Consider the following 19,825-nt stretch of genomic DNA (forward strand, 5'->3'; position numbering starts at 1 on the left):
GCCCTGGCCCGTGGTCCTGACGGACGGTGAGATCACCCTCCGCCCCATAAAGCTGCGCGACCAGCGGGCCTGGCGCGAGGTCAACCGCCGTAACCGCGACTGGCTGCGGCCCTGGGAAGCCACCATTCCGCCGCCCCCGCCCGGTCTCGTCCCGCCGCACCGGCCCACCTACCGCCAGATGGTCCGCCATCTGCGCGCGGAGGCGCACGCCGGCCGGATGCTCCCGTTCGTCGTGGAATACCAGGGCCGCCTCGTCGGACAACTCACCGTCGCCGGCATCACCTGGGGCTCGATGTGCTCCGGCCATATCGGCTACTGGGTCGACCAGGAAGTCGCCGGCCGCGGTGTCATCCCGACCGCCGTCGCCCTCGCCGTCGACCACTGCTTCCGCAGCGTCGGACTGCACCGCATCGAGGTCTGCATTCGCCCGGAGAACTCTCCGAGCCGGCGGGTGGTGGAAAAGCTCGGTTTTCGCGAGGAAGGCATCCGCCCGCGCTACCTCCACATCGACGGTGCCTGGCGCGACCACGCGGTTTACGCGCTCACCGCGGAAGAAGTGCCCGAGGGCCTGCTCAGCCGCTGGCGCCGGGAGAAACCCAGCAGGCCCGGCACCGCTCCCGGTACGCCTCGCAAATAAAATAAACGTTCGAATGCAATCCCCAATTGGCCGGATTGGGGTGGGTGCGGATCTCTACCATCACAAAAAAGTTCGAGATATCAGCCAGATCGTGCGACACACCGGCCCAATTGGCGGATGGCCCCCTGCAAACCCCTCTACCGTGTGAGTTGTGAGAAGCAGCGGCCTCATCTACGCAGTCATCGTCGGGGCCTGGGCCGCCTACTTGGTGCCGATGTGGCTCCGTAGACAGGATGAGCTCAACGAGGCCCGGCCGACCGAGCGCTTCAGCACCGCCATCCGGCTGCTGTCCGGACGTGCGGCCATGCAGCGCCGCTACGACAAGGCGCACGGGGAGTACCCCGCCGACGAGGCGGGCGACGACGTGGACCCGGACGACCCGGCCGACGAGGCCGCCGCCGGGCCCTTCACCGACCCCGTTCCCGCCGAGGAGGCCGAGGCGCCGCCCACCCGCGTGCAGCCCGCCCCGCCGCGGCCCTCGCTCGCCGAGCGGACCAAGCGCGCCAAGGTCCTCGCCCGCCGCCGGCGCACCATCACCATCCTGTTCCTCACCTTCACCACCGGCGCCATCGTCGCGGCCGTCGGCGGCACCCCCTTCCTCTGGGCGCCCGCCATCCCCGCCCTCCTCCTGACCGCGTACATCATTTACCTGCGCGCCCAGGAGCGCCGCCGCTTCACCTTCACCATGGACCAGCGCCGCGCGGAGGCCGCGGCCCAGCGCCTGCGCGAGGGCCGCCGCCCCCGCCAGGCCGCCGACCAGCCGCCCCCCGAGGACCACCCGGCCGACGCCCGCGCCGACCACCACCCGGCCGACGCCGCGGTGGAACCGCCCCGGCCGGCACCGCCCTCCCGTCCTTCCCCCACCGCCGGCCGGCGCGCCGTCGTCGAGGAGACCGACCACGCCGAGTGGGTCGACCAGCAGCGCGAACGCGAGCGCCCGCGCCCCGCCGCCGGCAGCTGGGACCCCGTCCCGGTCCCGCTCCCCACCTACGTCACGGCCCCGGTCGCCCCGCGCGCCACCAGCCACGTCGACCTCGACGCCGAGGACGCCTGGAGCTCCGCCCGCTCCAGCGCCGCCGCCGAACGCCCGCAGCCCGACACCCCCCAGCAGGACCGCCCCGCCCCCGGCCGCCGCACCCGCGGCCGCACCCCGCTCTTCGACCAGTACGAGGACGAGGACCGCCCCCGCGCCGCCAACGAGTGACCCGCACCACACCGGCCGCCCCTTCGCTGACCAGCACCGGAAGCGATTTCCGAGCACCGCGGCCGAGATGCTAGAGTTTCACTCGTCGCAAGGGCCTGTGGCGCAGCTGGTAGCGCACCTCGTTCGCAACGAGGGGGTCAGGGGTTCGAATCCCCTCAGGTCCACCGCACGTCAAAGCCCCCTCCGGGATGATCCGGTGGGGGCTTTTTCGCGCTGTACCGCAGCGAAGTACAGCAACTAGGCGGGATCGGCTTGGTTGCCGAGATGCTCACCGAGCTTCCGCATAGCCTTCCGCGTCGATGCCGACGGCACGTACGTATAGATCTCCATGGTTATTGCGATCTTGCTGTGCCGCAGGATCTGCATCGCGATCCGGGGGTGCACGTCGAGGGCAGCGAGGAGCGAGCCGCAGATGCGCCGGGTTTCATGCAGACGGATCCTCCGAACGCCAGCCTTCGCCGATCGGGCAGCGAACTCCCGGTTGAAGTTCCGGGGCTCGATCGGGGTGCCGCAGCGGGTCGTGAACACGAAGCCGGAGTCCGTCCACAGTTCGCCGGCCGCCTGCTTAGCCGCTTCTTGCGCTTTCCGGCGGAGCTGAAGAGCCGTCACGCAGATGTCCGGCAGTGGCAGAACCGCTGTCGAAGCCTTGGTCTTGGTCTCACCGTGCACCAGCCGTCCGGCGACTCGTTGCAGTTGCTGTTCCACCGTGATCTCTCCGGCGTCGAGATTCACACTGTCCCAGGTGAGACCCAGCACCTCACCCCGGCGCAAGCCCAGGACCAGGGCGAGGACGTACGCCGGGTACAGCGGATCACCGGCCGCGCGAGCAGCTTCGAGGAAGGTGCGAGCTTCCTCCACCGACCACGGCTTCGGCTTGGACTTCGGCACGGCAGCCGAGCGCACCTGGACGAGGGACGCGACGTTCTTCGAGACCAGTTCTTCCCGCATCGCGTTGCTGAGGGCGGAGCGAAGCACGGTCCGAGCGTCCTGAACCGTTCGGCGAGAGACGGTCTGCTTGCAGCACCGGCCGATCGCGCAGCACCGCTGCCGACGAGCGGGGTTCTTGTCCACCCTGGGGCGCGCGGCGTCCTTGCCCTGAGCGCAGCACTGGCACTGAATCTGAAGCTGGTTGATCCACGTCCGTACGTCCCGCACGGAGAGCTTGTCGAGCCGCTTCGAGCCGAGTCCGGGCGTGAGGTACAGACGGACGTGCATGGCGTAGGTCTCGGCCGCCTTCGGACGAAGGTCGGGTTCCACGACTTCCTTCAGCCAGTACGCGAGGTACTGCGCGATCGTCGGTGACTTGGTGTCCACCGGCCCCTTCTTCGCCTCAGCGTGCAGCCTGATCCACTTGTCGTGGACGTCTTCCCGAGTCTTGCCGTAGACGTACTTGCGCTTCTTCTTGCCGTCGGGGGTGGTGACCCAGACGTAGGCGGCGAAGCCGTTCTTGTATGGGTAGATGGAGCCTTCGCCGTTGCCGCGCTTGCCGCTCATGCCGACCACTGCTCCTCAGCCTCACGGGCCAACCGCTCGACGTACTCGTCGACCCAGCGCGGCAGGATGCGGCGGTTGCGGCCGTCCTTGATCGAGCGGATCTCGCCAGTGAGCACGAGCATCTTGGTCTTGGACAGGCCGTAGCCGAGCATCTGCGCGACTTCGGCGGTGGTGTGCCACTTCCTTTCGATCACGGTCGAGGTCATGTCCAGCCGTCTCCTTCGTCGGTGTCGAGTTCGGCGCGCAGTTCGCGGGCGGTTTCGCGGTTGTGCTGGATGTCGCGGCGGATGTTGGCGGCGAGCCAGGATTCGCCGGGGGTGTGGCCGTGGCCGGCGTAGGCCCAGTGGGCGACAACGAGCGTGGTCGCCTCGGGGTGGTCGTCCGGGTCGGGCAGGCCGAGGGCGGCGCGTTGTTGGGCGGCGCGGTAGTCGGCGCGGACCTGGCGCAGCGCGCCGAGGGTGGTCGAGAAGCGGCGGGACTTGGTGGAGAAGTGGCCGCGGAAGCCGAGCATGTGGGCCCAGGCGGTGAGCTTGCGTTCCGGGTAGGCACGGCTCAGGTCGAAGCAGGCCTGCATGAGGCGGGCGGGGTGGTCGGGGATGCCGAGGAGCTGCACGGCGTCGGGGCTGCCGACGCGGTGGTCGACGGTGCCGGTGGTCTCGGCGGCCTTGGTGGCGTACTTGGCGACGTAGGAGGCGACGGCTTGTTCGGTGAGGTCTTCACCGCTGTCGAAGGCGCCGATGGGCTGGATGTCGAGCTGCTTGCCCCAGCGCAAGTCCCAGCCGCTGTCGTAGCCGTGTTCGGGCTTGGCGGGGACGACGACCTTGACCCGGGCGGCAGCGGCCCGGATGGCGTCAGTGAGGAGGCTGACGGTGGCCCAGGCCGGGGGCGGGGTGTCGGGGCCGTCGGGCCCGTCGAAGCGGATGACAGCGTGGAAGTGAACGGCGCCGCGCTTTTGGTACTCGGCGACCTTGCCGAAGGACAGGCGGCACTGTTCGCGGGCGGCCTTCTGGGTGAGGCCGGCACGGGCGGCGATCTCTCGGCGTAGGTAGATGGTGAAGTAGCGCCACAGGTCGGAGGCGTGGTTGTTCCACAGCACGGCGCCGGCGTAGTCGTAGGTGTCCGGGTCGAGGGCGGTGCCCAACTCGGGTGCTTCTTCGGGGTGGTGGGTGCCGCAGCGGCAGGGGCGGTTGCCGGGTCGGTTGTGGACGGGGCCGAAGCTGGGGGCGGTGAGGGTGGCGAAGACGCGGGGGTGGTCGCGGATGGTGTGCGGGGTGCCTTTGGCTGGGTCGCCGAGCAGGCCGGCGCGGATGAGGTGGTAGGTGTCGCCGGCATAGGTCCAGGCGCAGGAGGGGCAGCGGGAGGCGCGGCGGTTGCCGCAGGCGACCCGGAGTCGTCCGCCGGGTTCGGGGTCGGTGGAGTAGGCGTGCAGGACGGTGCCGGTGGTCGGGTCGAGGGTCTTGGTGGAGCCGATCAGGTGGATGGGGTCGGAGCAGCCGCCGGTGCGGTTGGATCTGGTCGGTGAGGCGGTCGAAGCCGGGGGACCCGGCCACCCGGAGGAGATCGTGCAGGGTGGTCGGGTCCAGGCCCGCCGCGGTGGCGGGGTCGGTCACTGCTGGGTCTCCTTGCGGCCGGTGCAGGCGGCTCGGTGGTCGGTCCAGTTCTGGATGAGGCCTTGCACGTCGCCGCCGGTGGCCTGGGCGGTGTCGCCGCAGCGGCAGGCGTAGGCGCCGGAGGGCGGGGCGTAGGCCGAGGGCTTGGAGAGGTGCAGGCCGGGGTTCGCCGGGGTCGGGGTGAGGTCAGACACGGGTCACCTCCCGGCCGGCCGTGGGACGGACGGCACCGGTGCCGTGGCAGGTGCGGCAGGAGACGGTGACCGTGCGGCGGGCGCCGTTGGGGCTGCGGTGGCTGGTGGTGATGGCGACGGTGGGGAAGCCGTCGCAGTCGGGGCAGATGCGCTGGTTCGGGGCGTGCTGGGGCATGATGAGCAGTCCCTTTCGGGTCCGTTGGTCTGGAAGGGGTGCTGGCGCCCGGGGCGGCGGAAGTTTGGCGACCGAGGCCGCCCCGGGGGCCGTTCAGCGGCGACGCGTACGGCGGGGCTTGGAGTAGGCGGGCGGGATGGCGTCGTATTCGTGGGCGCCCTTCCAGAACGCGGCCTGCTCGTCAGCCGTGTGGGTGTCGCTGCCGATCTGTCGCATGAGGCGGTTGGCGGTCTTGCGGTCGCCGTGGCGCTTGGCGATGGCGTACTCCCGGCCCTTCTCGGTCATGGCGGGATCGGCGGGGGTGGTGTCGGTGTTCTGCTTGCGGTTGAACAGGCCCATGGCAGGGCTCCTTTCAGCGGTTGTTGTGCTGCTTGCGGGCGAGCTTGATCGTGATGCTGGCTCCGCCGATGGTCGGAACGGCCGCAGCGGCAGCCGCGGAGGCGATCTGGAAGGCAACGGCGAGCACGATCAGCACGACGGAAGCGCCCAAGGTGATCGCGATCGTGAGCAGGATCGGCCCGGCGTAGGAGCGGGGCGGGGCCTGGACGATGACGACGTTGCGCGGGTCGACGCCGGGCGGAATCAGGTGGGCCGGACGGTGGTTGGCGCGCAGTTGGTCCTCCGGGTAGCGCATGGTGGTTGCCTCCCTTCGGCGGGTCAGGGGTTGCAGTGGTGGGTGCGGGCGGCGAGTTCGGCACCAGCGCGGTCGCGGTAGTCGGCGGAGAAGCCGCAGCCGGGGGCGGTGCAGGCGGCGGTGTGCTTGGTGCGGCCGCGACCGTCGTAGTGGCTGCCGACCTGGACGGGGCCGATGCGGATCACGTCGTAGAAGCGGTTGGGGCGAGGCACCGGCTCAGCTGTTCTTGCGGGCGAAGTCGTTGATGTGCTCGTCGAGCCAGCGGCCGATGGCGGGCTGTTCGTCGTGGGTAGCCGCCTCGATCGCGGCCGACCCGATCTCCATGGCGTCGATGGGGCGGCCCAGGTGGGCCAAGACGAGGGCCAGTTCCAGGGCGAGGCGGGTGTGCGGGTGCATGTCAGCGTTCCTTTCAGGCGAGTTGGGCGGTGATGGCGTCGGCGAGGACCGGCGGGACGCCGAGGCGGGCGCGCAGGGTGTCGCGGTCGATCGGTGAACCGGTCGAGGCGCGGTGGGTGTCGGCGATCTTCCGGGCGTGATCCAGCAGCGCCGGAGGCACGGCCGGGGCCGGCTTGGGGGCGACAGGCTCAGGTGCAGGGGCGGTCGCGGCGGGCAGTTCGGCCGGCTCTTCCTGTTCCGCAGGCGTGAGCTCCTGTGGCTCCGCAGGTGTCGGCGGGACTTGGGCCGGAGCCGTGTCGAATCCGTGTTGTGCGTCGGTCTTCTCGACAGCTGCGGGCACCGGGGTGGGTTCTGCTTCGGCCGGTGTGGTGGGTGTGTGGGCGAGGAGGGTGCCGCCGAGGAAGGCGAGGGCGGGCCATCCGGCGACGAGGATGCGTAGCCAGGCCGGCACGGCGTTCAGGTCGAGGAGGCCGGCGGTGGCGATGTTCGCGCCGAGGGACGCAGCGAGCGCGATGACGAACCAGGTCCAGGCGGCGCGTGCGGCGCGGTCGTTGGCGCGCAGGGTGCGAAGGCGGCGCCAGGCGGCGACGAAGAGCAGGTCGACGCTGACGGGGTAGGCCCAGGCTTTCCAGCCGTGCTGGCCGGCCGCTTCGGCGATGTCGTGCAGGTGGGCGAAGGACAGGGCACCGGCGATCACGGCCTGGACGAGCACGGCATCCAGGCGGAGCTTCGATCGCATCGCGGTCCTCCTTCCGGGATTTGGGCCGGGCCGGGCGGGACGCAGTTGTCTCCGCCCCGCCCGGCGGTTCAGGTGGCGGGGGCTTCGCCGGTGCCCCAGCAGGTCAGGCACAGCGCCTCCTGCGTGTGCGGGCTGTCGCGCTTCTTGCGGCCGCCGACCTGGAAGGTCTCGGAGGTCTGCCCGGCGTCCTTGCAGTCCGGGCACGGCTTCTTCGAGGCCGTCTTGCGGGCGGCGGTCTTCTTGGCAGCCATCGCGGTCAGCGGTCGTTGCGGGGGTAGCCGTGGCCGGCGGGCGGGTAGTCCTTGCCGCTGGTCGTCACGCAGCCGTTCAGAACCGCCGAGGCGAACTCGGTGTCGGCGTCCTCGCGCTGGCAGTACGACTGGGCGGAGTTCTGGAGCTGACCGGTCAGGCGGCGGTCCTGGGCGGCGTCACTGTTGCTGCGGCGGTCGCGTGCCATTGCTGATCTCCTTTGGTGGGCCGATTTGGGCATGGCGGTGCCAGGGACTTGGCGTGAGGCGGTCACGCCGGCCGTGGTGCGGGGGTGGGGGGTTAGTCGGTGACGGGCCGGGGCTTGATCAGCGACGGCGCATCGTCAGTCGTCGGCTCGACCGGAACGGCGGGCCGGAAGGGCGCCAGCGCAGGAACGTCCGGCGTCAGGTAGGCGTAGGCGCGGCAGATGGCCGCAGCCTCAGCGGGGGAGATCTCGGGAGTGCGGATGCGCGACCAGCCACCAGAGGTGTCACCGGCTACCGCGACTCCGGGCCGGTCAGCCGCAATAGCCGTGGCGGCGAACACCGCGTCCGGCGCGATGTCTCCGAGACCCATCTCGGCGGTCTGCTTGTCGTTGACCCGGTGGACCACCCGGCCGGTGAGCTGAGCGCGCAGCATAGTCGCGCCCTTGCCGAGTTCGGAGCCGAAGCGCTGCCCGCACACCTCTAGGTAGATGCCGACCGCGCGGGCCATCTGAGCCAGGCGGACCATCTGCATGACCATCCGGTCCCGGCGCTCCTCGTCCTTCTTGGCCGCGACGAGGAACAGCTCGGCGACCTCATCGACCAAGACCACCAGCGGCACCGGCCGTACGTCATCCGGCAGGCCCCACAGGTCCGAGACGTGGTGCGCGCTGAGCAGGTCGAAGCGGCCTTCCATCTCCGCCACCAGCACATCCAGCACCTGGGCTGCGGTGTCGGGCGTGGTGGCCAGGGCCGACAGGCGGGGCGCGTACGAGCGGTGTTCCACCCCGCGCTTGCAGTCGATTCCGACCAAGGCCACCGGCAGCTTCGCCAGGCCGGTGATCAGGCCTCGTTGATACATCGACTTGCCCGAGAAGTTCGCGCCCAGCGTCAGCGCGTGCGGCACCTGCCGGTAGTCGCGGACGAACACGGTCCCGTCGTCACGCAAGGCCACGGGCACGACCATGTCGGCGGGCTTGGCGCGGCGCGGCATCCGTACCCGCCTGAGCACGTCGTAGCCGGTCATACGCAGTTCCACCACACCGGGCTTGGCTTCGATGACGTTGACGGAGTGGACGCCCCAGGCGTGCCGCAGCCGCTGCGAAGCCGCCGCCACATCAGCCGGCTCCAGACCGGCCGGAAGCCGCAGCGAGACCCGCAGTCCGGTCGAAGTGCCCCGCACGCGGCGGATCTTCGGCGGAACCGGCTGAACCTCGCGGCGAGCGATGTTGCGCGCCATGAACGCCCGCAGACGCGACGGCTGCACCGTCAGCCCACACACATCCATCGTCGAGCGGTACGTCACCGTGAACCGACCCCAGGTGACCGGCAGGCCCACCAGCGACCAGTACACCCGAGGCGCACGGACCTTCGCGTAACCGAGGCCACCCGCACCCGCTAAGGCACCGGTCGCTTCGAGGACAGTGGTCAGGTCCGTCATGGTCAGACCCCGGCGGTGATCGCGACCGCGCGGAACGAGATCCCGTGCCGCTTTTGACCGTTGAACTCGTTCTCCCAGTCCCGGGCCTTGAGCCCCACCACCGACACCGGGGACCCGGGCGTCAGCCCCTCCGGGACACCCGTCTCCGGCACGGTCACCTGGTACAGGTTGCCCTCCCCCTCGTCGGAGATCAGCAGGCCCACCGTCATCAGCGTGGCACCGGTCTGGACGTCGATGGCCGGCTCACCGGTCTGCTTGTTCTTGAGCTTCTTGGTCGGCGGAGTCGCGACGAACACCACAGCGGTCGAAGTGTCGATCTTGAACGAAGGCACAGGGGTGCTCCCTTGCTCTCGAAGCCGCCCGTTGCGGCGACCTCTCTAGACATCTCTAGTGAAGCGTTCCTCTCTAGAGATGTCAACGAGATGTCTAGAGATGTTTTTCGCTGTGCGGTCGGGCAGGCGCCGGAGGTGCACCGGCATGGAGGTGCACTTAGGCTGTCTAGAGATGAAGGAGGAGTGTTCGCGTATGGCCACCACGGGCGGCGACCGCCAGCCGAAGTACCAGCGCATCGCCGGCGCGCTGCGAGAGTCGATCAAGGCTGGTGAGTACGGCCCCGGCGATCGACTGCCAGGCGAGAACGACCTCATGGCGCAGCACAACGTTGCCCGTATGACCGCGCGGCAGGCCCTGGGAGTCCTGCAGAACGAAGGGCTTGCGGAGTCCCGCAAGGGCGCCGGCGTGTTCGTTCGGGACTTCCGCCCTCTGCGGCGGCGGGGCATCCAACGCCTTTCCCAGGAGCAGTGGGGGTCCGGCCGATCCATCTGGTCTGCGGACGTCGAGGACCGGACGCTTGTTGTGGATCAGGTCGCTGTAACAGAGGAGTCGGCACCGGAGCGGATTTCCCGGGTGCTCGACATTGCTCCGGGCGAGCCCGTCTGTGTGCGGAGTCGACGGTTCGTGCTCGATGGCAAGGCCGTCCTGCTGGCCACCAGCTACTTGCCGGCATCGCTTGTTGCGGGCTCAGCCATCACGCAGGAAGACACCGGTCCGGGCGGGACCTACGCCCGTCTCGCCGAACTCGGGGCCAAGCCGGTCCACTTCCGGGAAGAGGTGCGGTCGCGCATGCCCTCGCAGGAGGAAGCCAACCGGCTCAACCTCTCCATGGGTACACCCGTCATCCTCATCTGCCGTACTGCTTTCGCCGACGAGGGGCGCCCGGTTGAGATCAACGAGATGACTCTCGACTCTGCGTCTTACATCCTCGAATACGACTTCGACGCGTAGCGCAGAGTGTCCGTCCCTCTCCCGCTGCTGGTCAGTCACTAGCTGCGTTCGGGGTGTTGTTACAGGTTTCTCTACCTCATCAAGCCCCTCCCTGCGGTCGGGGAAGGTGGTGGGGTGGGGAAGCAAGCTGGTGGCTCTCGTGGGTGCCGTTCCCTTGCCGGGTCTCCGGAGGTCAGTCGCCGGCATCCGCTCGTCGAGTCCTGGAGGCTGGTCGAAGCCAGCAGCCGTCATAACCGCGTCGGTTGGTGCTGCGCGATTCACGGCTCGCCGGGAAGCTGGCGCGTTGTGGCTCTGGCCTGGTGGGGGCTCTTGCCTTTGGCATCCGGCGCGCAGGCCAACGCCTTGACAGTCGCCGCTACGGATCACACCCCACCGGCCCGCCACGCGGGCCGGCGCGGGCACGGGGACTGGGGGCGACGCTCCTGCCTCCGGCCCGCTCCGCCCCCGCCCCCGGCCCCGCGCCACCTTAGATGCCACGGGGTAATCCGTTAGACGCTTTGTCCCGCCCAAAAGCAGCGCCGACCGAGCAGACACCCCACCGATCTAACGCCACCGTCGCCACCTCCCACGAGCCCGATCGCAGTCTCACACCACGAGCCAAGCGGAGCAGTCACGAAGGCATCCGTGGCTCAGGGGCAGGTCCAGGCGGAGTCCCCGAGGGCGGCGAGGAGGTGTGAGGCGGGAGGGGGTATGGGTGGACGGAAGCGGCAAACGGACTATGTGGCGGGCGCGTTCCCGACCGTCGCATAGGTCTTGGTGCCGTCAAGACGGCTGGCTACGGGAGGGGTGGGGGCCGGCCGCGGCGCGGCATGCGGGCATGCAGGCCGGCATGGGGCGGGCCGCCGTACCGCCACCGTCACGGATGCAGGAGCGTGAGCGGACCGCACCCTGATCTGTGGCTGAGGGGGGAGCTATCTGCTGCCGCGATGTGGCCGAGCCCGTCGTGGGCGCTCCGCTAGGTACCCCATGTCGTTACAAGTCAATATCGCCACTACTCGGCGGGTGCAGGAATCAATTTGAGCCAAGTTCCACAGGACCATAGACGCGCGACGCCATGAGGTCCGCAGTCAGCGTTGCGGCAGGCTGGTCCGGTGATCGGGGATGTTAATCGCCCAGCGTAGTAGGCATTCCTGTAGCTACATGCACTAAGGGACGTGGCTTGAACCTATTGCTTTGGCAATAGGTTCATGTCATGGGAGAAGCCCCCGCTGGGGCGCAGTTCGCCATCCGAATGTCATCCAGCACCGGGAATGCCTCGGGCACCATTGCCTAAACGATGAGTTGCCCACCGTGTCGCGCCGGCTTGTCCAGGGCGGAGCGCGGCACGGTGAGCATGAACCTCTGGAGGCTCAATGACGAGTGTGCCCTGTGCCGTGGGCGGTCTGTCAAACCTCGGATCTCGACCGTGGACCATCACAGTGATCATGATCTTGGTGATCCTTTGGGGCCCAGTTGCCCAGGTAGTCAACGCTTATGCTGACGCTTTGGCTGTGGCCACACTAATTGGCGCCAGTTGCGGTACAGCAGCGAAGTACCGCAACCGCAGCAACTGATAGCGACTTTCCCAACCCTCTAGCAAACTGTCTAGCAGTTCAGCAGTCGAGTTCAACCTTGCTGCCGGTAGTTCGCAACGAGGGGGTCAGGGGTTCGAATCCCCTCAGGTCCACCGCAGTAGTAACAAGCGCAGTAAAGCCCCTTTCGGGATGATCCGGTGGGGGCTTTTTCGCGCCGTACGGCAGTGAAGTACAGCAACTGGGCAGGATCCGGCTGAGGTCCGAGATGCCGGCCGGGTTTCCGCAGCGCCTTCGCGTCGACTCCGACGGCATGTGCGGGAGTCGCTACGCCGGCCCGGGGCTTGTCCGGCGCGGCCAGCGCGGCCTCAGGGCGACGCTCAGCGCGACCAGGTCCGCGGCGACGAGGGCGGTGACGTCGGCCCAGTTGTAGGGCAGGGACATGGCGGCCGGGAGGGCCACCAGCAAGGCGACCACCTGCAGAACGGTGGTAATCGCCGGCAGATCCTTCACCGCCTTGCCCTGCCCCGTGCGGAACGCCGCGATGCCCCAGAGCAGAGGGAACAGCAGGCAGACGATCGCAGCAACAGCGAACATCGGCACGGCGATCAGGTTCCCTCCGTTTGCGGCGATGCCGGGTGAATCGTCGCCGGGGACGAACACCGGGTGTTCCACGTGCCAGTTCGCGAGGAGCATCGCCTGCACGAACACGGCGGGGAACACGGTGGAGGCCAGGGCGGCCGCGGCATGCCGGCGCCACACTCGGGTCGTTGCCTCGGCTGTCGTTGCCACTGCTGCTTCCTGTCCGTCCAACCCGCCACCGCCCACCCGCCGACCGGCCCGGTCAACGGGTCTGTTCTGCCGGTGCCTGCGCCGCTCGGCGCAGCGAGAGTGTAGGCGCTCACCCGGCACGTGTCTGCGGTAGGCGTGCCTCCCCGCCGGCCGCCGTGGTCCGCCGGCGGGGCCGGACGTCACGTCAGGAGGATGCCGTGGCGGGCCAGGTAGGCGAGGGGGTTGATGTCGGAGCCGTAGTGGCGGCGGGTGCGGACCTCGAAGTGGAGGTGGGGGCCGGTGGCCCGGCCGGTGGCGCCGGCGTAGCCGAGGCGGGTGCGGGCGCGGACCCGCTGGCCGGGGTGGACGGTGATCCGGGAGAGGTGCCCGAAGAGCGTGTAATGGCCGTCCCGCATCCGGACCGTGACGGCCTTGCCGTACGCGCCCGAGCGCCGGGCGAGGACGACGGTGCCGGGCCCGACGGACCTGACCTTGGCCCCGGAGCGGACCGCGAGGTCGACGCCGGTGTGGTGACCGGCCTGCCAGGCGCCGGGCACGCCGTAGGGCGAGCTGATGCGGTAGTGGGCGGCGACCGGGTGGGCCCAGTTGCCGGCGGGGGCGGCGAGGGCGACCTGGGCCGCCGTCACGGTGACGGCGGGGCCCGCGGCCGCCAGCAGGGCGGCACGGAGGAGCGCTCTGCGAAGCGGGGTGCCTTTGCGGAACGTGGTCATAGTTGCGAGCCCACGCCCTCGGGCGGGCGGTCGCATCCCGGGACGGGCCGACGGGCCTCCGATCGGGTGGCAGTCCGCCGCGGTGCGGTGAGTGGTGGTGCGGCGGGCGGGGGTGCGTACCGTCGTTCTGCTCCAGGGGGCGGCCGCGGTGGCTCAGGCCGTGAGGCGGTCGACCGTTTCGGCGACCGCGCCGGCGCCGTCCTCCGTAGCGAGGCGGGCGGCCGCGGCGCGGGCGCGGGCGTGCCGTTCGGGGCCGGTGGTGGCCTGGGCGAGGGCGTGGGCCAGGCGGGCGACGCCGGTTTCGCCGGTGAGGTGCGCGAAGGGGATCGGGGCGGTGGCGACGCCGGAGGCGGCCAGGCGGGCGGCCCAGAAGGGCTGGTCGGCGGTGACCGGGACGGGGACGGTGGGGACCCCGGCGCGCAGTCCGGCCGCGGTGGTGCCCGCGCCGCAGTGGTGGACGACCGCCGCCAGGTGCGGGAAGAGCAGGGCGTGCGGCACCTCGCCGATGGTGAGGACGTCGTCCGCGCCGGGTGCGTGCGCGGCGGACAGGCCGGCCCAGCCGGACTGGAGGATGCCGCGGACCCCGGCGCGCCGCAGGGCCCGTACCGCCAGCTCGCCCAGCCGTTCGCCCTCGCCGCCCGCCATGCTGCCGAAGCCGATGAAGACCGGGGGCGGGCCGGCGTCGATGAAGTCCCTTACAGCGGACGGGAGTTGGGCGTCCGGGGCGTGCCAGGGCCACCAGTAGCCGACCACGTCGAGGGCGGCGCGCCAGTCGGCGGGGCGGGGGAGCAGGGTTTCGCTGAAGCCGTGCAGGACCGGCCAGCCGGCCGCTTCGGCGCGGCGCCGGACCGCGGCGGGCGAGGTGGGGGGCAGGCCGAGGCGGGCGCGCAGGGTGCGGGTGGCGCCGGCGTAGAGCCGGTCGATGACGCCGAGGGAGAGGCGGCCCAGGGCGCGGTTGCCCCGGCGGCCCAGGGAGCGGCCGCCGCTGACGACGGGGGCGAAGTCGCCGGTGGGGGCCTGCGGGACCAGGAGCAGGCCCAGCGACGGGATGCCGTGCGCCTCGGCGAGGTGGTGGCCGAGCGGTGCGGTGGTGGCGGAGAGCAGCAGGAGCTCGGTGCCGTCGTCGGCGGCGTCGGCCATGCCCCCGCCCAGTTCCTCGATGAAGGCGGCGGCCCGGCGCATCAGCGCGCGGCGGCCGGGCGGGGCGCCCTCGGGCGGTGCGGTGCCGTCGGCCGGGCGCCGGCCGCGCGGATCGGCGGGCAGCCGGCGGAACGTGAGGCCGGCGGCGCGGACGAGGGGCTCGTAGGCGTCGTGGGTGGCGAGCGTGACGTCGTGGCCGGCCGCGCGGAGCCGGGCGCCGACGCCGGTGTAGGGGGCGACGTCGCCGTACGACCCGGCGGCGGTGAGCAGGATTTTGGGCATGGGTGGGCAGCCTTCGGGAGGTTCGGGAGGTTCGGGAGGTGGGAGGCGCGAAGGGGCGCGCTCGGGTCCGGTGCGCGCGGGGCTCAGGCCGGCGCGTCGCCGTCCGGGTGGCGTACGGCGTTGGCGTGGACGGCGGTGCGCAGGTACGCGGCGAGGCCGGGGCGTTGTTCCGTGGGCGGGACGATCAGCGCGAACGCGCGGGGATCGGCGGCGAAGTCATCGGCGATCCGGCCGTGCATGGCGGTGGGGCACGGGGTGAACCAGCGGCTGATGTGCCGGCGGTGTTCCTCCGCGAGGTCCATGGCGCGCTCGCCGTCCGCGGGCTCCTCGGCGTCGAAGGCGGCGAGCAGCCGCCGGCGCCAGTCGGCGGCCTCGGCCATGAGCGTGGCCCAGTCGTCCTTGGAGTGCGCGGCGGCCCGCGCCATCGAGCGCTGGTGGCCCTCGCTGTGCTGCCACTTCAGATGGGCCTGGGTGGCGTAGGTGAGGTCGAAGGCCACCTCGCCGAAGACCTCGAACCGCTCCTGCGGCGTCAGCTCGACGCCGGTCTGCTGCACCTCCATGGCCCGCTCGGCGACCTCGACCAGCCGCCGCAGCTTGCCGATCTGCTCGTTGAGGAGCCGGTGCCGGGCGCGGAGGTGGTCGAGGGCGTTGGCCTGGGGGTCCGCCAGGATGGCGGCGATCTCCTCCAGCGGGAAGCCGAGCTCCCGGTAGAAGAGGATCTGCTGCAACCGGGTCAGGTCGGCGTCGCTGTATTGGCGGTAGCCGGCCGGGCTGCGGTCGCTGGGGCAGAGCAGACCGGTCTTGTCGTAGTGGTGCAGGGTGCGCACCGTGATCCCGGCGAAGCCGGAGACCTGCCCGACCGAGTAGCTCATCGCAGCGCCTTTCGTCCCGTGGGGCCGTACCGCTTCAGGCTGCGGCCTGACGTGACGTGAGGGTCAAGCGGGGGCCGGCCCCCGGGACGTCCGCGGCGGCCGGCCCGGGTCCACCGCGGTGGACCCGGCCCGGCTCAGCCGTTCGGATACCGCTCCTCCAGCAGGGAGTTCATCAGCGCCTGGACGTCCTCCCGGGCCAGCCCCTCGGTACGGGCCCGCTCCATCCAGGCGCGCAGTTCCTCGCGCAGCAGGGCGTCCGCCGCGGTGGTGGGGCGGGCGAGCGTACGGCTGACGAACGTGCCGAGGCCGGGGCGCGGTTCGACCAGGCCCTCGCGCTCCAGCTCGCGGTAGGCCTTCAGCGTCGTGTTGGGGTTGACCTTGGTCGTCGCGGCGACCTGCGCCGCGGTCGGCAGCCGGTCGCCCTCGACGAGGATGCCCAGCCGCAGCGCCTGCTGGACCTGCTGGACGATCTGGAGGTAGGTGGCGACGCCGCTGCGGCGGTCGATGCGGAACTCCACGGCGCTCACCACCTCTCTGCTGCTTTCCCCCGTGCCGCCGGGACCGCCCCCGCGCCGCTCCTTGGCGGCGCCGGGGCCGTGCGGCCCGACCGCTCGATGATCGGTCGGGCCGTGCGGGGTGTCAAAGCGTCACCCGTGGCGCGGCGCCGGGTCGCGCCGTTCAGAGCGGCCGCCTCCGGGTGCGCCACACGACGAACGCCAGCACCAGGGCGGCCAGCGCCACCAGGACGGCCGCGCCGAGCCACTGCATCCCGGCCATCTGGTCGTAGTCGAAGTACTGGATCACGCGGTTGACGATGCCCAGCTTGGCCCGGCAGGCGCGGTCGGCCGCGCTGTCGGGGCTGACGCAGGTGCCGAAGCCGTAGAGCTTGCCGTCGGCGGTGGAGACCCAGTCGTCGAACCGGGCGGCGTCGAACGGCAGGTTCGGCCCGTCGCCGTCGTAGGGAGAGGTGACGCTGCGGACGGCGGCGAGGTGGCCGCGGAGCCTTTCACCCCACACCACGGAGGTGGCCACGCCGACGAAGGCGGTGGCGGCCATGGCCGGTACCACCCGCTTGATCAGCATGCCCAGGGCGATACCGCAGGAGGCCAGGAAGAGGGTCCGGGCGGCCGGCACCGGGCCGGTGGCCTCGAAGGCGCCGCCGGTGAGCCAGTCCCCGCTCACGGCCAGGCCGTGCACCGGCGTCCACACCCAGGTGAAGACGGCCGACAGCAGGGCGGAGCAGCCCACGGCGACGGCCAGCGGCAGGCCGAGCGTGGCGGCGAGCCAGCGGCTGCGGCTGACCGACTGGGTGGTGACCAGCTTGAGGGTGCCGTGTTCCTGCTCGCTCGCGATCAGGGGTGCGCCGAGGAAGACGCCGACGACCAGCGGCACGTACTGCAGGTACTCCATGTCGCGCGCGAAGTCCGCCCCGAAACGGGTCTGGAACTCGCTCATCAGCTTCTCGTCGCCCCCCGGCGGGACGCCCTTGCCGTGCAGGAAGTCCATGACGCCGATGCGCTGGTAGAGGAAGAGCGCGCAGCCGACGACGGTGAGCAGCAGCGCGGCGCGCAGGAACGTGCGGTGCCGGCGCCAGACCACCCAGGGCAGTCCGCGCAGCGGGCCGCGGCCCGGGGCGGCCGTGGTGGGGGCGGGGGCGGTGGTGGTCGTCATGCCGCCACCTCCCCGGCGGCGTCGGGCCGTGCCTCGCCGGCGATCAGGTCCGGTGCGCCGGGCGACCGCAGATAGGCCAGCAGTACTTCTTCCATGCCGGGCACCAGGGCCTCCCAGCTGTCGGAGAGCGGGCCGCCGGGCCGGATCAGGGCGCTGAACTGCCGCCCGGTGACCCGCGCTTCGACGACGGTGTGCCGCTGCCGCAGCTCCTCGGGGACCCCGTCGTCGCCGGACGCGACCCCGGTCACGAGCAGGTGTGCGGGCACCAGCGCGTCGGTGGGCCCGGCCATCCGCAGCCGGCCCTCGGCGAGCAGCAGGAGGTAGTCACACATCTCCTCCATCTCGGAGACCAGGTGGGAGGACATCACCACGGTCGTGCCGTGCTCGGCGGCCTCGGCCATCAGCAGGCCGGACAGTTCGTGCCGGGCCAGCGGGTCGAGGTCGGCCATCGGCTCGTCCAACAGCAGCAGATCGGGCCGCTTGCCGAAGGCCAGGGCGAAGGCGACACGGGTGCGCTGGCCGCCGGAGAGGGAGCCGATCCGGGCGGTGAGCGGCACATTGCCGGACCGTACGACCCGCTCGGCCGGCGCCTGGTCCCAGCGCGGGTTCAGCTCCCGGCCGAGCCGCAGCATCTCGGCGACCGTGAAGCGGGCATAGAGCGGCTTGTCCTGGGCGAGGTATGCCGTCCGCGCCATGACGGCCGGGTCGGTCACCGGGACGCCGAACAGCCGCAGCGTTCCGGTGGTCGGCGTCACCAGGCGGGTCGCGGTGCCGAGGAAGGTGCTCTTGCCGGCGCCGTTCGGGCCGACGAGGGCGCAGATACGGCCGGCGGGAAGCCGGAAGGAGCAGTCCCGCAGCACCCAGCCGCGGCGGTACTTCTTCCCCAGTCCTACGGCCTCGATGGCCCACGGGCTCGGGTCGTCGCTCACGGATCCCCCCTTTAGCTAGTTGATTAGTGGAATGAGTATGGGGAGCGGCCGCGATCACTGTCAAACAGCGTCCGGTGCCGCAAAGACCGCGGCACCGGACGGGCGGGCACCTCCCCGGCGGCTCAGCCGGCCGCCGCGTCCCCCAACGTCTTCGCCAGGCAGCGGCTGTCCTCGTACGTCCGGTACAGCCCGAACTTCTCCACCGGCAGATAGCCGCTGGAGGCGTACAGCGCCAGCGCCTCGGGCTGCTTGATGCCGGTCTCCAGCACCATCCGCGCCCGCCCCGCGGCCCGGGCGTCCGCCTCCAGGGCGGCCAGGATCCGCCGCGCCAGGCCCAGCCCGCGCGCCTCCGGCAGCACGAACATCCGCTTGATCTCGGCGTCCCCGACGGCGTACCCCTCGGCGGCGTCCTCCTGCACCCGCCAGCCGCCGGTGGCCAGCGGACGGTCACCCTCGTACGCGACCAGGAACGTCCCGCGCGGCGGCACGAACATCTCCGGGTCCAGCGGAGTCATGTCCCCGTCGCCGTAGCGGCGGACGTACTCCTGCTGCACCAGCGTGTCGAGCGTCATGGCGTCGGGGTGGTCGTAGCGGACCGGGCGTATCTCGACGGGGCCGGTCCGGACGGGGCGGGTCTCCATACCCAGGAAGGGTACGGGCCGGGACCCCGCACCCGACGAGGGGCGGCCGGCCCCCGACGTACGGGCCGAAGACAAGGGACGGCCGCCCCCGAGGTACAGGCTCGACGTACGGGCCGAAGACAAAGGACGGCCGCCCCGATGTACGGCCCCGGCGCACGGCCCGAAGGCGATCACCGCCCCGGTCTGGGTATCGTGCCCGGATGCTCACCGTGACCTCTGTGAATGTGAACGGGCTGCGCGCCGCGGCCAAGAAGGGCTTCGTCCCGTGGCTGGCGGAGACCGCGGCCGATGTGCTCTGCCTGCAGGAGGTACGGGCCGAGACCGCCCTGCTGCCGGCCGAGGTCCGCGAGCCGGCCGGCTGGTTCACCGTGCACGCCCCGGCCGCCGCCAAGGGCCGCGCCGGCGTCTCCCTCTTCACCCGCCGCGAGCCGGACCGGGTCCGGATCGGTTTCGGCTCGTCCGAGTTCGACACCTCCGGCCGTTACGTCGAGGCGGACCTGCCCGGCGTGACCGTGGCCAGCCTCTACCTGCCCTCCGGCGAGGTCGGCACCGAGCGGCAGGACGAGAAGGAACGCTTCATGGCGGAGTTCCTGCCCTACCTCGTCGACCTGCGCAAGCGCGCCGCGGCCGACGGGCGCGAGGTCGTGGTCTGCGGCGACTGGAACATCGCCCACCAGGAGGCCGACCTCAAGAACTGGAAGGCCAACCAGAAGAAGTCCGGCTTCCTCCCCGAGGAACGGGCCTGGCTCACCGACGTCCTCACCGAGACCCGCGGCGGCTACGTCGACGTCGTCCGCGCCCTGCACCCCGACACCGAGGGCCCCTACTCCTGGTGGTCCTACCGCGGCCGCGCCTTCGACAACGACGCCGGCTGGCGCATCGACTACCACCTGGCCACGCCGGGCCTGGCCCAGCGTGCGGCAAAGGCGTACGTGGAGCGCGCGGCGGCGTACGACCAGCGGTGGAGCGACCATGCGCCGGTGACGGTGGTGTACGGGCACTGAGGCTCCGCCGGCC

General features: G+C 71.2%; 25 protein-coding genes, 1 tRNA gene and 1 pseudogene. 5 read left to right on the forward strand and 22 right to left on the reverse strand.

The window, feature by feature from the left end; all coding sequences use genetic code 11:
- Window positions 1-10 precede the first annotated feature (10 nt).
- From AB0E02_RS17015 to AB0E02_RS17025, 3 genes are all read left to right on the forward strand, one after another.
- Entirely contained in the window at window positions 11-637 is a 627-nt protein-coding gene (locus AB0E02_RS17015; protein ID WP_362139888.1) for a GNAT family protein, read from the forward strand.
- Between the two features lie 151 nt (window positions 638-788).
- A complete protein-coding gene (locus tag AB0E02_RS17020) occupies window positions 789-1,841 on the forward strand; it encodes a hypothetical protein (RefSeq protein ID WP_362139891.1) in 1,053 nt (350 codons plus the stop codon).
- A 91-nt stretch (window positions 1,842-1,932) separates the two neighbouring features.
- A tRNA-Ala gene (locus AB0E02_RS17025) sits at window positions 1,933-2,005 on the forward strand.
- A gap of 73 nt (window positions 2,006-2,078) precedes the next feature.
- Here the strand turns inward: AB0E02_RS17025 and AB0E02_RS17030 are convergent.
- From AB0E02_RS17030 to AB0E02_RS17095, 14 genes and pseudogenes are all read right to left on the reverse strand, one after another.
- Window positions 2,079-3,335 carry a tyrosine-type recombinase/integrase gene (locus AB0E02_RS17030; RefSeq protein WP_362139894.1) on the reverse strand — a complete coding sequence of 419 codons (1,257 nt, stop codon included), beginning with the start codon at window positions 3,333-3,335 and terminating at the stop codon, window positions 2,079-2,081.
- The gene (locus AB0E02_RS17035) at window positions 3,332-3,541 is read right to left on the reverse strand and encodes an excisionase family DNA-binding protein (protein WP_362139896.1); all 210 of its coding nucleotides are present in this window, start codon (window positions 3,539-3,541) and stop codon (window positions 3,332-3,334) included. Before AB0E02_RS17035 ends, AB0E02_RS17030 begins: the two co-directional genes overlap by 4 nt.
- Window positions 3,538-4,945, reverse strand: a pseudogene (gene repSA / locus AB0E02_RS17040) (replication initiator protein RepSA). Before repSA ends, AB0E02_RS17035 begins: the two are co-directional and overlap by 4 nt.
- On the reverse strand, window positions 4,942-5,139 hold the full coding sequence (locus tag AB0E02_RS17045; protein ID WP_362139898.1) for a hypothetical protein: 198 nt from the start codon (window positions 5,137-5,139) through the stop codon (window positions 4,942-4,944). Before AB0E02_RS17045 ends, repSA begins: the two are co-directional and overlap by 4 nt.
- Window positions 5,132-5,314 (reverse strand): hypothetical protein, encoded by a 183-nt coding sequence (locus AB0E02_RS17050; protein WP_362139901.1) that lies wholly within the window; start codon window positions 5,312-5,314, stop codon window positions 5,132-5,134. Before AB0E02_RS17050 ends, AB0E02_RS17045 begins: the two co-directional genes overlap by 8 nt.
- Window positions 5,315-5,407: 93 nt before the next feature.
- A complete protein-coding gene (locus AB0E02_RS17055) occupies window positions 5,408-5,653 on the reverse strand; it encodes a hypothetical protein (RefSeq protein ID WP_362139903.1) in 246 nt (81 codons plus the stop codon).
- A 13-nt stretch (window positions 5,654-5,666) separates the two neighbouring features.
- Window positions 5,667-5,948 carry a hypothetical protein gene (locus tag AB0E02_RS17060; protein ID WP_362139906.1) on the reverse strand — a complete coding sequence of 94 codons (282 nt, stop codon included), beginning with the start codon at window positions 5,946-5,948 and terminating at the stop codon, window positions 5,667-5,669.
- A gap of 23 nt (window positions 5,949-5,971) precedes the next feature.
- A complete protein-coding gene (locus AB0E02_RS17065; RefSeq protein WP_362139909.1) occupies window positions 5,972-6,160 on the reverse strand; it encodes a mobile element transfer protein in 189 nt (62 codons plus the stop codon).
- A 4-nt stretch (window positions 6,161-6,164) separates the two neighbouring features.
- Entirely contained in the window at window positions 6,165-6,344 is a 180-nt protein-coding gene (locus AB0E02_RS17070; protein WP_362139911.1) for a hypothetical protein, read from the reverse strand.
- 13 nt (window positions 6,345-6,357) lie between these two features.
- Window positions 6,358-7,083 (reverse strand): DUF2637 domain-containing protein, encoded by a 726-nt coding sequence (locus tag AB0E02_RS17075; RefSeq protein WP_362139913.1) that lies wholly within the window; start codon window positions 7,081-7,083, stop codon window positions 6,358-6,360.
- A 68-nt stretch (window positions 7,084-7,151) separates the two neighbouring features.
- Window positions 7,152-7,334: a hypothetical protein gene (locus tag AB0E02_RS17080; protein ID WP_362139916.1), complete on the reverse strand. Its 183-nt coding sequence runs from the start codon at window positions 7,332-7,334 to the stop codon at window positions 7,152-7,154.
- A 5-nt stretch (window positions 7,335-7,339) separates the two neighbouring features.
- Complete coding sequence (locus tag AB0E02_RS17085) at window positions 7,340-7,540, reverse strand: hypothetical protein (RefSeq protein ID WP_362139919.1); 201 nt, start codon at window positions 7,538-7,540, stop codon at window positions 7,340-7,342.
- A 92-nt stretch (window positions 7,541-7,632) separates the two neighbouring features.
- A complete protein-coding gene (locus AB0E02_RS17090; RefSeq protein WP_362139922.1) occupies window positions 7,633-8,976 on the reverse strand; it encodes an FtsK/SpoIIIE domain-containing protein in 1,344 nt (447 codons plus the stop codon).
- Between the two features lie 2 nt (window positions 8,977-8,978).
- Window positions 8,979-9,308: a hypothetical protein gene (locus AB0E02_RS17095; RefSeq protein ID WP_362139925.1), complete on the reverse strand. Its 330-nt coding sequence runs from the start codon at window positions 9,306-9,308 to the stop codon at window positions 8,979-8,981.
- Window positions 9,309-9,501: 193 nt separating this feature from the next.
- Here AB0E02_RS17095 and AB0E02_RS17100 point away from each other — a divergent pair, with 193 nt between their 5' ends.
- Complete coding sequence (locus AB0E02_RS17100) at window positions 9,502-10,260, forward strand: GntR family transcriptional regulator (RefSeq protein WP_362139928.1); 759 nt, start codon at window positions 9,502-9,504, stop codon at window positions 10,258-10,260.
- A gap of 1,838 nt (window positions 10,261-12,098) precedes the next feature.
- Here AB0E02_RS17100 and AB0E02_RS17105 read toward each other — a convergent pair.
- The 8 genes from AB0E02_RS17105 to AB0E02_RS17140 all read right to left on the reverse strand — a co-directional run bounded on the left by AB0E02_RS17105 (window position 12,099) and on the right by AB0E02_RS17140 (window position 18,808).
- Entirely contained in the window at window positions 12,099-12,563 is a 465-nt protein-coding gene (locus tag AB0E02_RS17105; protein WP_362139931.1) for a hypothetical protein, read from the reverse strand.
- Between the two features lie 179 nt (window positions 12,564-12,742).
- The gene (locus AB0E02_RS17110) at window positions 12,743-13,273 is read right to left on the reverse strand and encodes a M23 family metallopeptidase (protein ID WP_362139933.1); all 531 of its coding nucleotides are present in this window, start codon (window positions 13,271-13,273) and stop codon (window positions 12,743-12,745) included.
- A 153-nt stretch (window positions 13,274-13,426) separates the two neighbouring features.
- Complete coding sequence (locus AB0E02_RS17115; RefSeq protein ID WP_362139936.1) at window positions 13,427-14,695, reverse strand: glycosyltransferase; 1,269 nt, start codon at window positions 14,693-14,695, stop codon at window positions 13,427-13,429.
- An 83-nt stretch (window positions 14,696-14,778) separates the two neighbouring features.
- Window positions 14,779-15,567, reverse strand: coding sequence for a MerR family transcriptional regulator (locus AB0E02_RS17120; protein ID WP_362139939.1), 789 nt, complete (start codon window positions 15,565-15,567; stop codon window positions 14,779-14,781).
- A gap of 134 nt (window positions 15,568-15,701) precedes the next feature.
- Entirely contained in the window at window positions 15,702-16,097 is a 396-nt protein-coding gene (locus tag AB0E02_RS17125; protein WP_362139942.1) for a GntR family transcriptional regulator, read from the reverse strand.
- A gap of 148 nt (window positions 16,098-16,245) precedes the next feature.
- Window positions 16,246-17,238 carry an ABC transporter permease subunit gene (locus AB0E02_RS17130; RefSeq protein ID WP_362139944.1) on the reverse strand — a complete coding sequence of 331 codons (993 nt, stop codon included), beginning with the start codon at window positions 17,236-17,238 and terminating at the stop codon, window positions 16,246-16,248.
- Complete coding sequence (locus tag AB0E02_RS17135; protein WP_362139947.1) at window positions 17,235-18,167, reverse strand: ABC transporter ATP-binding protein; 933 nt, start codon at window positions 18,165-18,167, stop codon at window positions 17,235-17,237. The genes AB0E02_RS17130 and AB0E02_RS17135 overlap by 4 nt, the downstream gene beginning before the upstream one ends.
- Before the next feature lie 122 nt (window positions 18,168-18,289).
- Window positions 18,290-18,808 carry a GNAT family N-acetyltransferase gene (locus AB0E02_RS17140; RefSeq protein ID WP_362139950.1) on the reverse strand — a complete coding sequence of 173 codons (519 nt, stop codon included), beginning with the start codon at window positions 18,806-18,808 and terminating at the stop codon, window positions 18,290-18,292.
- 200 nt (window positions 18,809-19,008) lie between these two features.
- Between AB0E02_RS17140 and AB0E02_RS17145 the strand changes: the two genes are divergently transcribed.
- Window positions 19,009-19,812 carry an exodeoxyribonuclease III gene (locus AB0E02_RS17145; protein ID WP_362139952.1) on the forward strand — a complete coding sequence of 268 codons (804 nt, stop codon included), beginning with the start codon at window positions 19,009-19,011 and terminating at the stop codon, window positions 19,810-19,812.
- Window positions 19,813-19,825: the final 13 nt, after the last annotated feature.

Origin of the sequence: Streptomyces sp. NPDC048196, from assembly GCF_040652715.1 — a bacterium.
GTDB classification, from domain to species: Bacteria; Actinomycetota; Actinomycetes; order Streptomycetales; family Streptomycetaceae; genus Streptomyces; species Streptomyces siderophoricus.

What these genes read in the sequence shown, in the direction of transcription:
- AB0E02_RS17030 (WP_362139894.1), bottom strand. Translation starts at nt 3,335, where the DNA reads ATGAGCGGCAAGCGCGGCAACGGCGAAGGCTCCATCTACCCATACAAG.
- AB0E02_RS17035 (WP_362139896.1), bottom strand. Translation starts at nt 3,541, where the DNA reads ATGACCTCGACCGTGATCGAAAGGAAGTGGCACACCACCGCCGAAGTC.
- AB0E02_RS17050 (WP_362139901.1), bottom strand. Translation starts at nt 5,314, where the DNA reads ATGCCCCAGCACGCCCCGAACCAGCGCATCTGCCCCGACTGCGACGGC.
- AB0E02_RS17055 (WP_362139903.1), bottom strand. Translation starts at nt 5,653, where the DNA reads ATGGGCCTGTTCAACCGCAAGCAGAACACCGACACCACCCCCGCCGAT.
- AB0E02_RS17060 (WP_362139906.1), bottom strand. Translation starts at nt 5,948, where the DNA reads ATGCGCTACCCGGAGGACCAACTGCGCGCCAACCACCGTCCGGCCCAC.
- AB0E02_RS17070 (WP_362139911.1), bottom strand. Translation starts at nt 6,344, where the DNA reads ATGCACCCGCACACCCGCCTCGCCCTGGAACTGGCCCTCGTCTTGGCC.
- AB0E02_RS17075 (WP_362139913.1), bottom strand. Translation starts at nt 7,083, where the DNA reads ATGCGATCGAAGCTCCGCCTGGATGCCGTGCTCGTCCAGGCCGTGATC.
- AB0E02_RS17080 (WP_362139916.1), bottom strand. Translation starts at nt 7,334, where the DNA reads ATGGCTGCCAAGAAGACCGCCGCCCGCAAGACGGCCTCGAAGAAGCCG.
- AB0E02_RS17085 (WP_362139919.1), bottom strand. Translation starts at nt 7,540, where the DNA reads ATGGCACGCGACCGCCGCAGCAACAGTGACGCCGCCCAGGACCGCCGC.
- AB0E02_RS17090 (WP_362139922.1), bottom strand. Translation starts at nt 8,976, where the DNA reads ATGACGGACCTGACCACTGTCCTCGAAGCGACCGGTGCCTTAGCGGGT.
- AB0E02_RS17100 (WP_362139928.1), top strand. Translation starts at nt 9,502, where the DNA reads ATGGCCACCACGGGCGGCGACCGCCAGCCGAAGTACCAGCGCATCGCC.
- AB0E02_RS17110 (WP_362139933.1), bottom strand. Translation starts at nt 13,273, where the DNA reads ATGACCACGTTCCGCAAAGGCACCCCGCTTCGCAGAGCGCTCCTCCGT.
- AB0E02_RS17115 (WP_362139936.1), bottom strand. Translation starts at nt 14,695, where the DNA reads ATGCCCAAAATCCTGCTCACCGCCGCCGGGTCGTACGGCGACGTCGCC.
- AB0E02_RS17120 (WP_362139939.1), bottom strand. Translation starts at nt 15,567, where the DNA reads ATGAGCTACTCGGTCGGGCAGGTCTCCGGCTTCGCCGGGATCACGGTG.
- AB0E02_RS17130 (WP_362139944.1), bottom strand. Translation starts at nt 17,238, where the DNA reads ATGACGACCACCACCGCCCCCGCCCCCACCACGGCCGCCCCGGGCCGC.
- AB0E02_RS17140 (WP_362139950.1), bottom strand. Translation starts at nt 18,808, where the DNA reads ATGGAGACCCGCCCCGTCCGGACCGGCCCCGTCGAGATACGCCCGGTC.
- AB0E02_RS17145 (WP_362139952.1), top strand. Translation starts at nt 19,009, where the DNA reads ATGCTCACCGTGACCTCTGTGAATGTGAACGGGCTGCGCGCCGCGGCC.